Source organism: Bradyrhizobium sp. GW821-FHT12B03 (assembly GCF_058807535.1).
In genome coordinates this window covers 140388-151909 of record NZ_JBXAQU010000007.1, presented here as the reverse complement: position 1 = coordinate 151909, position 11522 = coordinate 140388, and the positions used below count along the sequence as shown (strand labels likewise).

Below are 11522 nucleotides of genomic sequence, written 5' to 3'. Positions count from 1 at the left end.
AGAAGGAATTGTTCTTACCACTGGGAACCCGAGGGGCCTATAGGTAGTGCTGCACTCGTCCGCCGCTCGCGTTGCAGCCGACGCCACCAGCGGGTTGGACGGTAGCAGAGGAGCCCTCACGGATGGGATTTTCGGACTATCGAACGGCCCTGGTCACGGGCGCATCCTCGGGGATCGGGGCTGCGACGGTTCGCCGCCTGCGTGCGGAAGGGCTCGAAGTTTACGCCGTGGCCCGCGACGCCACGCGCCTGAGCGCCTTGTCCGCGGAGACCGGATGCCGCCCCTGCGCCGTTGACATCAGCGACCTCGACGCGCTTGCGGCACTGGCGCAATCGGCCGAGTTCGACGTCCTGATCAACAATGCCGGCCAGTCCCGGCGCGGCAATATCCTGGACACCACGCCGGAGGACGTCGACGCGCTCATCGACGTCAATCTGCGCGCCGTTCTGCATCTAACGCGGCTCGTCGTGCCGGGCATGGCGCGCCGCGACCGCGGCCATGTCGTCAACATCTCCTCGATCGCCGGCCACTACGCGTTTGGCGGCGGAAACACCGTGTATCATGCCACCAAAGCGGGCATTCACTCGCTGTCGCAGCAATTGCGCGTCGATCTCTACGGAACCAGGGTTCGCGTCACCGAGATATCGCCGGCCCGGGTCGAGACGGAAGTGTTCGGACGGCTGCTGGGTGATCTGGCCGAAGCCAAGCGCCGCTTCTTCGACGATTACGATGCACTCCAGCCCGAGGACATCGCCAATTCGATCGCCTTCGCGGTTGGATCGCCGGCGCGCATGAATGTCGCCTTCATGGAAGTGCTGCCGACCCAGCAGGTCGTCGGCGGCCTCAATTTTGCACAGAAGAGCCGGCCGTCGGCCGAGTGACGCATGAACGCCGCGAACTCGACAGGCCGTCAACGCGGAGCGTGACTGTGGACTTCCCCAAGATCGAACAACTCGTGGATCTGGTTGCGCGCTCCTCCATCGCGGAGCTGGACCTCACACAGGACGGCACCCGCATCCGCATCCTCAAGCGTGCGCCTGCGGGGACACCCGCGGTCCCCGCACACCCTGCAAGCGGGAGCAGCGTTGAGGCTCCCGCCCCTGATCACCGGGAGAGCCCTGCCCCCGACGCGACCACCGACATCCTCGTGCCCGCACCGATGCACGGCGTGTTCTACCGGGCCGCGGCGCCGGACGAGCCGCCGCTGGTCGAGGTCGGCACGCGGATCGAGGCAGGGCAGAAGATCTGCATCATCGAGGCGATGAAGACCTTCATCGACATCGCCGCCGAGGCGCCCGGTGTCGTGCTGGCGATCCTCGCGGAGAACGGTGACGAGATCGAAGCGGGGCAGCCCCTGTTCCGGATCGGCCCTGCGGGTTCATCCTGATGTTCGACAAGGTCCTGATCGCCAATCGCGGCGAGATCGCGCTTCGCATCCAGCGCGCCTGTCGGGCGATGGGTCTCAAGACGGTCGTCATTCACTCGGAAGCGGACCGCGATGCGCGCTACGTTGCGCTTGCCGACCAGGCGCTTTGCATCGGACCGGCGCCGGCAAGCAGCACTTATCTCAACGTGGCGGCGATCCTGCTCGCGGCCGAGACCAGCGGCGCCCAGGCAATTCACCCGGGTTACGGATTCCTCTCCGAAAGCGCGGAGTTCGCCGACCGGGTCGCGCGCGCCGGCCTCACCTTCATCGGCCCGCCCGCGGATTGCATCCGGACCATGGGCGACAAGGTCGCGGCCAAGCGCGCGATGCGGATGGCGGGGGTGCCTTGCGTACCCGGGCCGGACAGCGCGCTGCCGGATGATCCGGCGGAGGTGCGCGCGATCGCGCGGGACATCGGATATCCTGTAATCATCAAGGCCGCCGGTGGCGGCGGCGGGCGTGGCATGCGGATCGTGCGGAGCGAGGGCGCGCTGGACGAGGCGCTGGCGCTGACCCGCGCCGAAGCCAGCAAGGCCTTCGGGAACGCTGCGGTCTACATCGAGAAATTCCTCGAAAAGCCCCGCCATATCGAGATTCAGGTGCTGTCCGATCAGCACGACAATCATCTCTGGCTCGGCGACCGCGACTGCTCGCTCCAGCGCAGGAACCAGAAGGTCGTCGAGGAAGCTCCCGCGCCCGGCATCGATCGCGCGCTGATCGCGCAGGTGGGCGCAAGCTGCGTCGAAGCCTGCCGGCGGATCAGCTATCGCGGCGCCGGCACCTTCGAATTCCTCTACGAGGACGGGCAGTTCTTCTTCATCGAGATGAACACGCGCGTCCAGGTCGAGCATCCCGTCACCGAGATGACGACGGGGATCGACATCGTGAGGGAGCAGATCCGCATCGCGCAAGGCGAGCCGCTGGGGATCTCACAGAGCGACATCGCGCCCGTCGGCCATGCGGTCGAATTCCGCATCAATGCCGAAGACCCCACCAGCTTCGCGCCCTCGCCCGGCACGGTGACGCGCTGGGATGTGCCGGGCGGCATCGGCATCCGGATCGATTCGCACGTCACGGCCGGCGCCACCGTTCCCCGTCACTACGATTCGCTGATCGGCAAGCTGATCGCCCATGGCGGCACCCGCGACGAGGCCCTGGCGCGTGCGCGCGTCGCCCTGTCCGAATTGCGCGCCGAAGGCATCCGGACCAATGTGCCGCTGCATCAGGCGATCCTCGCCGATCCCGCGTTCTGCCGCGGCGGCTACGACATCCATCATCTCGAGCACTGGATGAATGCGCGGGTGGCCGCGCAATGACGTCGTCTGACCGGCCGCGGATCAGCCTGCTCGGGACATCAGCCCTGCTGTTCGAGGCACCGGGAACGTTCGACCTGCCGCATCAGCGGCGCATCTGGGCGCTGGCCGCCACCGCGTCGACATGGCCGGGAATCCGCGAGGCCATTCCCGGCATCACCAATCTGATGCTGACCTTCGAGACCCCTCCGCGCGAGCTCGACACCCTGATCGCCGCGCTCAACGACGGCTGGGACGCGGCGGAAGGCCTCGTGATCGGCGGCCGCGAGATCCGGCTGCCGGTCACCTATGGCGGCGAGATCGGATCGCAGCTGCAGTCCGTCGCCGATCATTGCGGCCTGTCGGTCGACGACGTGGTGTCGCTGCATGCCGCACCGCTCTACACGGTGTTCGCGCTCGGCAGCCATCCCGGCTATTGCTATCTCGGTGGGATGGACCCGCGCATCACCATGCCGCGGCGGCAGACGCCGCTGCAGCGTTCCGCGGGCGGCTCGGTCTCCATCGGTGGATCGCAGACGGGTGTCTCCGCATCGCCCGGGCCGAGCGGCTGGCACGCCATCGGGCACACGAGCTGGACGTTCTTCGATCCGTCCTGGCCGACGCCGGCCGCGCTGGCGCCGGGCGACACCATCCGCTTCGAGATCAAGCAGGTGATCCGGTGATCGAGATCCTGGCAGTCACGGGTCCCGCCAGCGTCCAGGATCTCGGCCGCTTCGACCAGTATCGCTTCGGGGTCGGCACGTCGGGCGCGATGGACGACGTTGCGCTGCGCGCCGGCAACATCCTGCTCGGCAACGACGAGAACGCCGCCGGCATCGAGATCCCGATGATGCCGTTCCGCCTCCGTTTCGGCCGGGACATGGCCTTTGCACTCACGGGCGCCGATGTCGAGGCCGAGATCGCAGGACGCGCAATCCCGCCATGGTGGCGATCGCATGCCCGCGCCGGAGATATCCTGACCGTCACGGCGATGCCACGCGGCTCACGACTCTATCTGACCGTCGACGGCGGCATCGACGTGCCCATGGCGCTGGGCTCGCGCAGCACGCAGTTTCGCGGCGAGTTCGGCGGATTGCACGGACGGCCGCTCCAGCCCGGCGACATCCTGCCCTGCGCCGCGTCAACCGCGATCATCGGCGAGCTCGGCGTCGAACCGGCCGGGATCACGCTCGCGCGGCCGAACGCTGCCGCGGGCGAGACCATCGTCAGGGTCGTGATCGCCGGCGAGTATGACGGGTTCGACGCCGCCACGCAGGAGCTGTTCTGGTCCAGCAGCTGGAAGATCACGCCGCAGAGCAACCGTTACGGCTACCGCCTGCAAGGCCCTGCCGTGAAGCCGAAGGCGCCGATCGAGAAGCGCTCGCACGGCATCGTCCCCGGCGTCATCCAGATTCCGCCGAACGGACAGCCGATCATCCAGATGCGCGACGCGCAGACGTCCGGCGGCTATCCGAAGATCGCGACCGTGATCGGCGCCGATCTGTGGCGCGTCGGACAGGCGCGGCTCGGCGGCAAGCTGCGGTTCGAGCAGACCGCTTACAGCGATGCGCTGGAAGCCGAGGCCGAGATGTCCGCCTATCTCGATCGGCTCAGGACCCATGTGCGCCTTGTCGAGGAGAGCAGAACATGCCGATCGAGCTGACCGATATCGAGCGTCTGGCGCAGATCCTGGAAAGGTCCGGCGTCGACACGATCGAGATCGAGGTGCCCGGACAATCCCTGAAGCTCGTCGTGGACACCGGCGCCCGGATGGCTGGCTCACCGGCGTCTGCCGCCGCGACCGCTCCTGCGACGGACCATTCCGTCATTGCGAAAGCCGATGTCGCGGGACATTTCCTTGCGGCCCATCCCTGGCGCGACAAGCCGTTCGTCGCACCCGGCCAGCGCATCGAGGCCGGCGCGATCGTCGGCCTCGTCAAGATCGGATTGTTGTACGCGCCCATCGTGGCACCAGCCGCCGGCACCGTCGATGCCGTGATCGCGGAGACCGGCGCCATGATCGGCTACGGCACACCGATCGTGCGCATCCGTCCGCTCGCCGGGAGCGGCCCGGTCAGTTGAGCAGGACGGTCGCGGGCGTGACTTCGCCGCCGCCCTGCTCGATCACCCGGCGCACGGTGCCGGCGAGATTGACCGATCCGGGCGTGTCGCTGTGGATCAGGATCGAGCGCGCCTCGATCTTGATCGACTTGCCCTCGATGGTCTGCACCGTTCCGCTGTCCAGGAACCGCTTGACCCGCTCGGCCACGGCTTCCGTCGAGGTGATGACGGAATTGGGAAGCTTGCGCGACACCAGATGGGCGTTCTCGTCGTAGGCGCGATCGGCCAGGAACAGCGTCAGGACACGCAGGCCGACCTTGCGCGCGGCGCGCACGATCTCGGCGTCAGGCTGCGAGAACACGATGAAATCGCGATTGATGGTCGCAATCGCGCGGGCGACGACGTCAGCCATGTCAGGGGCCGCATTGACCATGTTGCCCATCGCGGCATGGAAGCTGACATGGGTCACGCGGTGGCCGGCATTGGCCGCGATCGCCTGCAAGGCGCCGATCTGATAGACCATGTGCTTCTCGAGCTCGGCGGCGTCCATCTGGATCACCCGGCGGCCAAATCCGAGCAGATCCGGCAGGCCCGGATGGGCGCCGACCTCGACGCCCTTCTGCTTCGCCAGCCGGACCATGCGATCCATGATGATGGGATCGCCGGCGTGGAAGCCGCAGGCCACGTTGGCGGACGAGACGATGCCCATCAGCGCCTCGTCGTCGCAGATGCTGTAATTGCCGAAACCTTCGCCCATGTCCGAATTGATGCCGATTTTCATGTTCGTACCCTGCTCTTGTTCTTGTTGACGTCCACTTTCGTTTGAGCATGATCCTTTCGGAAAACCGCTTCACGCTTTTCCGGATCATGCTCTAAAGCGCTCGATAGAGATCCGCGGTCGCGCGCAACTTCGCGAGGTAATCGTTGACGGGAACCATGGCCGCGACCGCGTCCTGGTAGCTGACCTCGCTGAAGGCAATGAGCGAACCCGGCGCTGCCTGGCCGAGGCGCCAGAGATCGGCCTGGATCACCGCCGCCATCTTCGGATAGCCGCCTGCCGTATTGGCGTCGCTCATCTGGATGATCGGCTCGCCGCCCGGCGGCACTTGCACGACGCCAGCCACCACGCCATGCGAGCGCATCTCGACCGGCGCGTCCAATGTCAGCTTGTCTCCGGTGAGGCGGTATCCGCCCCGGTCGCTCCGGGCACTGATCTTCCAGGTCGTGGACCAGAACCTCGTCTGCATCGTCTCCGAAAACAGATCATATTCCCCGGCCCGCATGACGCGTATCCGCAGCACACGGTCATCCGCCGGAGCTGCACCAGCGATCGCGACGTCCGGCGGCGCGACGCCGAAGTCGAAGCGGCCGTTGTTCTTGCCGAACGCAGTCCCGATCGGCACGACGTCGCCCGCCTGCAAGGTGCGCCCCTCCAAACCGCCGAACCCGGCACGGAGATGCGTGCTGCGCGAACCGAGCACGCGCGGAACATCGATGCCGCCGCCGAACGTCGCGTAGACGCGCGCGCCGCGCCGCGGCACGGCGATCGCGAGAATGTCGCCCGCCTTCGCCCGCGTGCACCACCACGGTCGGACGGTCGATCCCGCCAGCGTGGACTGGTGATCGGCGCCGGTGAGCGCAAACGCGGTGTCGGCCGAAAAGCGCACCCGGAACGGAAAGGTCTGGATCTCGATACCGGCGGCACCGTCGTCATTGCCGAGCAGTGCGTTGCCGGCCGCAAGCGCGACGGGATCCATGGCGCCAGAGGCGCTCACGCCGAAACGGCGCGCGCCGTGGCGGCCAAGATCCTGGATGGTGTTGAAGGCGGGGCTGGTCAATATTTCGATCACAGCTCGATCCGATCGATCCTGAACCTGACACGGTCGCCCGGGAGCATGAGCGAGGGCTGTACGGACGTCGGGTCGAACATCGCGACCGAGGCCCACCCGATGGCGTTCCACCCATTCGGACTCGTCAGCACCGCGACGCCGGTCTGCATCCCGCCGATGGTCACCGAGCCTGCGCGCATGTTGAGCGACGGCACGGATTTGCGCGGCATGTGGATGCGCGGATCGAGACCGTGGAGGTAGCCGAACCCCGGCGAGCTCGCGATGGCGCAGACGGTGTAGTCGCCCTCGCTGTGGATCCTGATGACCTCGCGCTCGGACAGCCCGGCGCGGCTTGCGACCGCCGGCAGATCAAACCCGAGCTCTCCGCCATAGACCACGGGAATTTCGATGATCTTGCCGCTGGCTTTTCGGCTGGGCACACGATGCCACAGTTCGACGATCGAAGCGCCGAGCATGTCGATGTCCGCGGGCGGCTGCTCGAATACGAGCATCACATTGGTGACGCCAATGACGGCTTCCTGGACGTTGGGCCAGGCGGAAACGGCATCAGCCAGGGCCCAGATGCGCCCCTGCTGAATCAGGTCAAAGTCGCCCGGCGCCTCGACCAGCATCGCAAGCGTGCCGATCAGGCTGATCTTCGGGCTTTTCTCGATCGTGCCGACGAAGGGGGCGCTGGGCTGATTAATCGACAAAAGGGCCTCGCTGGTCCAACGCCCGTGGCGCCGCCACCCTCGATCTAGCCAAGTGGCGGAAACCGATCCAAGACGATGTTCGTCTGCGGGTATAAGCGATGTCGATTGCCCGCGAGACGCCGCGCGTCCCGAGCTCAGTGACGGGCAATGACGTGATTGCTGGGCGACTCCCACCGCGCGACAACCTCCTCGCCCACGGCGTATCGAAGTCCCGCCTGCTGCGATTGATTCTGCTCGAACACGATGATCTGCCCGCCGCTCGGCGTCCTGAGGTAATAGTGACTGACGAAGCCGCGATAGATCGCCTGGTCGACACGGGCCGTCACGCTGTTGGCGCGTTTTGCCGCCGGGGTCAGGCCAGCGCGCTCGACGACGATCGCCTCGGGCCTGATCGAGACCATCGCCTCGCTGACCGACGGCGATATCTGATCGACCTGAAGGCTCAATTCGGGCGATACACGAATGAGAGCGCCGCTTCCGTCGCGCTGCTCGACGGGGCCTTCGAACAGATTTGACGCGCCGATGAACTGCGCGACGAATTTCGAGGCCGGCCGCTGGTAGATCTCGGTCGCCGAACCGACCTGCTCGAGCTTGCCATCGCGCATCACCACGATCTTGTCGGCCATCGTCAGGGCTTCGTCCTGGTCGTGGGTCACCATGATGGTGGTCAGGCCGAGCCTGCGCTGAAGGGCGCGCAGCTCGACCTGCATGCTTTCGCGAAGCCCCTTGTCCAGCGCCCCGAGCGGCTCGTCGAGCAGCAGCATCGCCGGCTCGATCACCAGGGCGCGCCCCAATGCGACGCGCTGCTGCTGGCCGCCGGAGAGCTGTGCCGGATAGCGTTTCCCGAAGCTGGAGAGCTGGACGAGATTGAGCGCCTCGCCCACCTTTCTTGCGGCATCGGCCTTGGATATCCCGCGCATCTCCAGGCCGAATGCGATGTTCTCCTCGACGGTCAGATGAGGAAACAGCGCGTAGTTCTGGAACAACATCCCGACGTTGCGGCGATGCACCGGAACGTCCGTCATCTTCTTGTCGTTGACGAAGACGTCGCCTGAGGTCGGACGGATCAGCCCCGCGATCATGCGAAGGCAGGTCGTCTTGCCGCATCCGCTCGGACCGAGCAGCGCCACCATGTGGCCCGGCTCGATCGTGAGCGAGACGTCGTCGACCGCGACGGTGCGGTTGTATTCCTTGCTGAGGCGGTCAAGCCTGACTTCGGAAGACCTCATGGCATCCTGCCCTAGCTCGTGAATACCTGATTGTAGCGCTCCAGCCACGGACCGCGGCGCGGAACGATGAACTTCCAGTCCGGCGTGAACAGCCCGAGATCGGTTGCCTTGGTGTCGGGATAGGCAAGGAACTTGGCCGTCTCCGGCTTGAAGTCGATGCCGCCCACCGAGGGCGCGCTAAGGGTCTGCTCGGACAGCATCTTGGCGACCGAGGGCTCCAGAATGCGGTTGATCAGCGCACAGGCAAGCTCGGGCTCGGGCGCGTTCTTGACCAGCGTCATGCTGTTGATGCCGGTGAACGCGCCTTCCTTGGGGAACGTCATGTCGAGCGGCATGCCCTTGGCCGTGTGCGGATAGATCGCCTTCGAATATTCGATGCCGCCGATCGTCGCCTGGCCCTGGGCCACCTGGAGCACCTGCGCCTCGCTGTCGTAGATCGTCAGGACGTTCGGCTTGAGCATTGCGAGCTTGTCCCAGCCGCCATCGACCAGGTATTGCGCCTCCTTCAGCGGCTTGCCCGTCGTGAGCGCCGTCGCCACGATGAGCATCAGAACGCTCTGGGTGTTCTTGGGCGTATTCAGCAGGATCTGCTTGCGATACTTGGCGTCGAATATCTGCTCATAGCTCTCGAGCGGCTTGGTCACCTGCGGATTGATGAACATGGCCGCGCTCGAGATCGAGAAGCCGACGCCATACTCCTCCTCGAACAGATAGCGCGGATAGACCTTCGCAAGATTGGGAATCTTGCTGGCGTCGAGCTTGTCGATCAAACCTTCCTGCTTGGCCTGGGGAATGCCGACGTCGTCCATCATCATCATGCTGAAGCGCGGCGTATCGCGGGTCGCGCGAAGGGCGGCGATGTTGGAGAGCGTCGCGCCTTCGATGGTGAAGACGCGGCACTTGAACTCGGCTTCGAACTTGGGAATGACCTCTTTCTGGATGAGCTTGCCGAGCGCGGAATTGTAGACGCCGACATGCAGCTGCTTGACGTCCTGCGCCGACGCCCGGCTGATGATCGTCGGGAAGGCAATCGCGGATGCACCGGCCTTAATGAGAGTCCTACGTGTCAGCTTCATGAGTCCAATCTCCATCTAGCAATGCACATCAGGCCGCCAGCGCGCGGCGAAGGCCGACCAACTTCTCCAGTACGAGAACGCCGACCATCGCCATGAGGATGATGATCGTCGACATCGCGGGCACGGAAGGATCAAAGACGTTGACGAGCTGCCGCATCAGGACCAGCGGCACGGGCGAGTACTCGGAATTCGCCAGCCACATCGTGACCGGGTAATTGTCGAAGGACACCATGAAGGCGAACAGTCCGCCGGCCGCGACGCCGGAGGCGATCTGCGGCAGCGTCACCCGCCAGAAGGTCGTCAGCCGGTTCGCGCCGAGGGTGCGCGCGGCATCCTCCAGATTCTCGTCCACCAGCTGAAGGCTGGTGACGACGGTGCGGATGACATAGGGCGACGTCACGACCACGTGGCCGATCAGAAGGTTGAGCCGCGCATCCTGCGAGCCGAGCTTGGTCAGGACCTGAAGCAGCGCCAGGCCCGTGACCAGCGCCGGGAAGATCAACGGCGACAGCAGGAATCCCTTGATCGCCGCCAGGCCGAAGAAATTGCCGCGCACCAGCGCAAAGGCCGCGGGCACGCCGAACAGCAGCGAGCCCGCCGTCGTGCCGAGCGCGAGCAGGATGCTCAGCCTCATCGCCTCGAGGAAGTCGCGGTCCTGGAGAACCTTGGCGTACCATTTCAGCGTGAAGCCCTGCGGCGGAAACGTCACGAAATAGGAATCGGAGACCGACACGGCCATGACGAGGAGCAGTGGCGCCAGGATGAACAGCATCATGGCGGCGGTGATGGTGTAGAGGATGAAGGCGCCGAAGCCGGAGAACCGCTCGTCCATCACTCGGGCCTCCTGAGACGGCGACCTTCCAGAAGCCACATCGAGACGCCATTCACCGCAAGGACCAGGCCGACGAGAACGACGGCGATGGCGGCGCCGAACGGCCAGTCGTAGACGACGAAGATCTGCTGCTCGATCAGATTGCCGAGCATGACGGCCGAGGCGCCACCCAGGATCGCGGGAATGACGAAGGAACCGGCCGTGAGCGAGAAGACCAGGGTAAAGCCCGCCACGAAGCCGGGCATGCTCAGCGGCAGCGTCACCCGGAGGAACACCCTCCACCATGGCGCACCCAGCATGCGGGCCGCATCTTCGAGGTTGGGATCGATCTTGCCGAGCGCCGATGCCAGCGGCAGCACCATCATCGGGAAGAACACGTGCAGCGATCCGATGACGACGGCCACTTCGGTGTAGAGCACCGATATCGGTGCGTCGACGATGTGCAGCGTCATCAGGATCCAGTTCAACATGCCCTTCGGGCCGTTCTGGAGCACCAGCTGCCAGCCGTATCCACGAACGACCACGCTGACGATCAAGGGCGCAATGACGATCAGCGTGATGAGCCGCGTCACCATCGGACGGCTCTTGACCATCACCAGCGCGACCGGATAGGCGAGCACGGTCGCCAGCACCGAGGTGATGATGCTGATCCGCAGCGTCGTCCAGAGCACGCGCGCGTAAAGCTCGACGTTGATCAGACGCGCGTAGTGCGCGAGCGTGAAGGGGCGTCCAATGATGCCGCGGCTGTCCTGGGTCTGGATGCTCGAGAACAGCAGCCCCAGCGCCGGATAGAAGAAGAAGTATGTGAGAAATGCCAGCATCGGGACGGCCAGAAGCCCGACCGGCAAGGCCAGACGCCGCCGCGATCCCCGCCGGGCTGCCCGTGGAGCCTCAACAGTCAAAACCGCCACCGCATCGTCGCTGGTGGTCATCGCTGGCCGTCCTGGACTGCGCGATACCAAGGCCTACCCCTCTTTCCACGGAGCTTATGCGGCGGCATTCCACGGGGCCAAGAACATCTTCGTTTAGGGGCATTCGGAACAATTATGACAATCGGTTCGGCA

At 65.4% G+C, this 11522-nt stretch carries 13 protein-coding genes; 6 read left to right on the top strand and 7 right to left on the bottom strand.

Annotation, left to right across the window (positions count from 1 at the left end; all coding sequences use genetic code 11):
* Positions 1 to 122: 122 nt before the first annotated feature.
* From AC1RUR_RS16085 to AC1RUR_RS16060, 6 genes are read left to right on the top strand one after another with little or no spacing between them, the layout of a single operon-like run.
* Positions 123 to 881, top strand: a complete 759-nt coding sequence (locus AC1RUR_RS16085) for an SDR family oxidoreductase (RefSeq protein WP_492845602.1) — start codon at positions 123 to 125, stop codon at positions 879 to 881.
* A 47-nt stretch (positions 882 to 928) separates the two neighbouring features.
* On the top strand, positions 929 to 1387 hold the full coding sequence (gene accB, locus AC1RUR_RS16080; protein WP_492845600.1) for an acetyl-CoA carboxylase biotin carboxyl carrier protein: 459 nt from the start codon (positions 929 to 931) through the stop codon (positions 1385 to 1387).
* On the top strand, positions 1387 to 2742 hold the full coding sequence (accC, locus tag AC1RUR_RS16075) for an acetyl-CoA carboxylase biotin carboxylase subunit (RefSeq protein WP_492845598.1): 1356 nt from the start codon (positions 1387 to 1389) through the stop codon (positions 2740 to 2742). Before accB ends, accC begins: the two co-directional genes overlap by 1 nt.
* Positions 2739 to 3401: a 5-oxoprolinase subunit PxpB gene (gene pxpB / locus AC1RUR_RS16070; protein ID WP_492845596.1), complete on the top strand. Its 663-nt coding sequence runs from the start codon at positions 2739 to 2741 to the stop codon at positions 3399 to 3401. Before accC ends, pxpB (AC1RUR_RS16070) begins: the two co-directional genes overlap by 4 nt.
* On the top strand, positions 3398 to 4381 hold the full coding sequence (locus AC1RUR_RS16065; protein ID WP_492845594.1) for a 5-oxoprolinase subunit C family protein: 984 nt from the start codon (positions 3398 to 3400) through the stop codon (positions 4379 to 4381). Before pxpB (AC1RUR_RS16070) ends, AC1RUR_RS16065 begins: the two co-directional genes overlap by 4 nt.
* Positions 4366 to 4800: an acetyl-CoA carboxylase biotin carboxyl carrier protein gene (locus AC1RUR_RS16060; RefSeq protein ID WP_492845592.1), complete on the top strand. Its 435-nt coding sequence runs from the start codon at positions 4366 to 4368 to the stop codon at positions 4798 to 4800. The genes AC1RUR_RS16065 and AC1RUR_RS16060 overlap by 16 nt, the downstream gene beginning before the upstream one ends.
* Here AC1RUR_RS16060 and AC1RUR_RS16055 read toward each other — a convergent pair.
* From AC1RUR_RS16055 to AC1RUR_RS16025, 7 genes are all read right to left on the bottom strand, one after another.
* Positions 4793 to 5560: a LamB/YcsF family protein gene (locus AC1RUR_RS16055; protein ID WP_492845590.1), complete on the bottom strand. Its 768-nt coding sequence runs from the start codon at positions 5558 to 5560 to the stop codon at positions 4793 to 4795. The genes AC1RUR_RS16060 and AC1RUR_RS16055 overlap by 8 nt on opposite strands.
* Before the next feature lie 91 nt (positions 5561 to 5651).
* A complete protein-coding gene (locus AC1RUR_RS16050) occupies positions 5652 to 6629 on the bottom strand; it encodes a 5-oxoprolinase subunit C family protein (protein ID WP_492845588.1) in 978 nt (325 codons plus the stop codon).
* Positions 6626 to 7321 (bottom strand): 5-oxoprolinase subunit PxpB, encoded by a 696-nt coding sequence (gene pxpB / locus AC1RUR_RS16045; protein ID WP_492845586.1) that lies wholly within the window; start codon positions 7319 to 7321, stop codon positions 6626 to 6628. Before pxpB (AC1RUR_RS16045) ends, AC1RUR_RS16050 begins: the two co-directional genes overlap by 4 nt.
* A gap of 134 nt (positions 7322 to 7455) precedes the next feature.
* The gene (locus AC1RUR_RS16040) at positions 7456 to 8550 is read right to left on the bottom strand and encodes an ABC transporter ATP-binding protein (RefSeq protein ID WP_492845584.1); all 1095 of its coding nucleotides are present in this window, start codon (positions 8548 to 8550) and stop codon (positions 7456 to 7458) included.
* Between the two features lie 11 nt (positions 8551 to 8561).
* Positions 8562 to 9626, bottom strand: coding sequence for an extracellular solute-binding protein (locus AC1RUR_RS16035; protein ID WP_492845582.1), 1065 nt, complete (start codon positions 9624 to 9626; stop codon positions 8562 to 8564).
* Positions 9627 to 9654: 28 nt separating this feature from the next.
* Complete coding sequence (locus AC1RUR_RS16030; RefSeq protein WP_492845580.1) at positions 9655 to 10458, bottom strand: ABC transporter permease; 804 nt, start codon at positions 10456 to 10458, stop codon at positions 9655 to 9657.
* Entirely contained in the window at positions 10458 to 11390 is a 933-nt protein-coding gene (locus tag AC1RUR_RS16025) for an ABC transporter permease (RefSeq protein WP_492845578.1), read from the bottom strand. The genes AC1RUR_RS16030 and AC1RUR_RS16025 overlap by 1 nt, the downstream gene beginning before the upstream one ends.
* Between the last annotated feature and the right edge of the window lie 132 nt (positions 11391 to 11522).

What these genes read in the sequence shown, in the direction of transcription:
- AC1RUR_RS16085 (WP_492845602.1), top strand. Translation starts at nt 123, where the DNA reads ATGGGATTTTCGGACTATCGAACGGCCCTGGTCACGGGCGCATCCTCG.
- accC (WP_492845598.1), top strand. Translation starts at nt 1,387, where the DNA reads ATGTTCGACAAGGTCCTGATCGCCAATCGCGGCGAGATCGCGCTTCGC.
- pxpB (WP_492845596.1), top strand. Translation starts at nt 2,739, where the DNA reads ATGACGTCGTCTGACCGGCCGCGGATCAGCCTGCTCGGGACATCAGCC.
- AC1RUR_RS16060 (WP_492845592.1), top strand. Translation starts at nt 4,366, where the DNA reads ATGCCGATCGAGCTGACCGATATCGAGCGTCTGGCGCAGATCCTGGAA.
- AC1RUR_RS16055 (WP_492845590.1), bottom strand. Translation starts at nt 5,560, where the DNA reads ATGAAAATCGGCATCAATTCGGACATGGGCGAAGGTTTCGGCAATTAC.
- AC1RUR_RS16040 (WP_492845584.1), bottom strand. Translation starts at nt 8,550, where the DNA reads ATGAGGTCTTCCGAAGTCAGGCTTGACCGCCTCAGCAAGGAATACAAC.
- AC1RUR_RS16035 (WP_492845582.1), bottom strand. Translation starts at nt 9,626, where the DNA reads ATGAAGCTGACACGTAGGACTCTCATTAAGGCCGGTGCATCCGCGATT.
- AC1RUR_RS16030 (WP_492845580.1), bottom strand. Translation starts at nt 10,458, where the DNA reads ATGGACGAGCGGTTCTCCGGCTTCGGCGCCTTCATCCTCTACACCATC.
- AC1RUR_RS16025 (WP_492845578.1), bottom strand. Translation starts at nt 11,390, where the DNA reads ATGACCACCAGCGACGATGCGGTGGCGGTTTTGACTGTTGAGGCTCCA.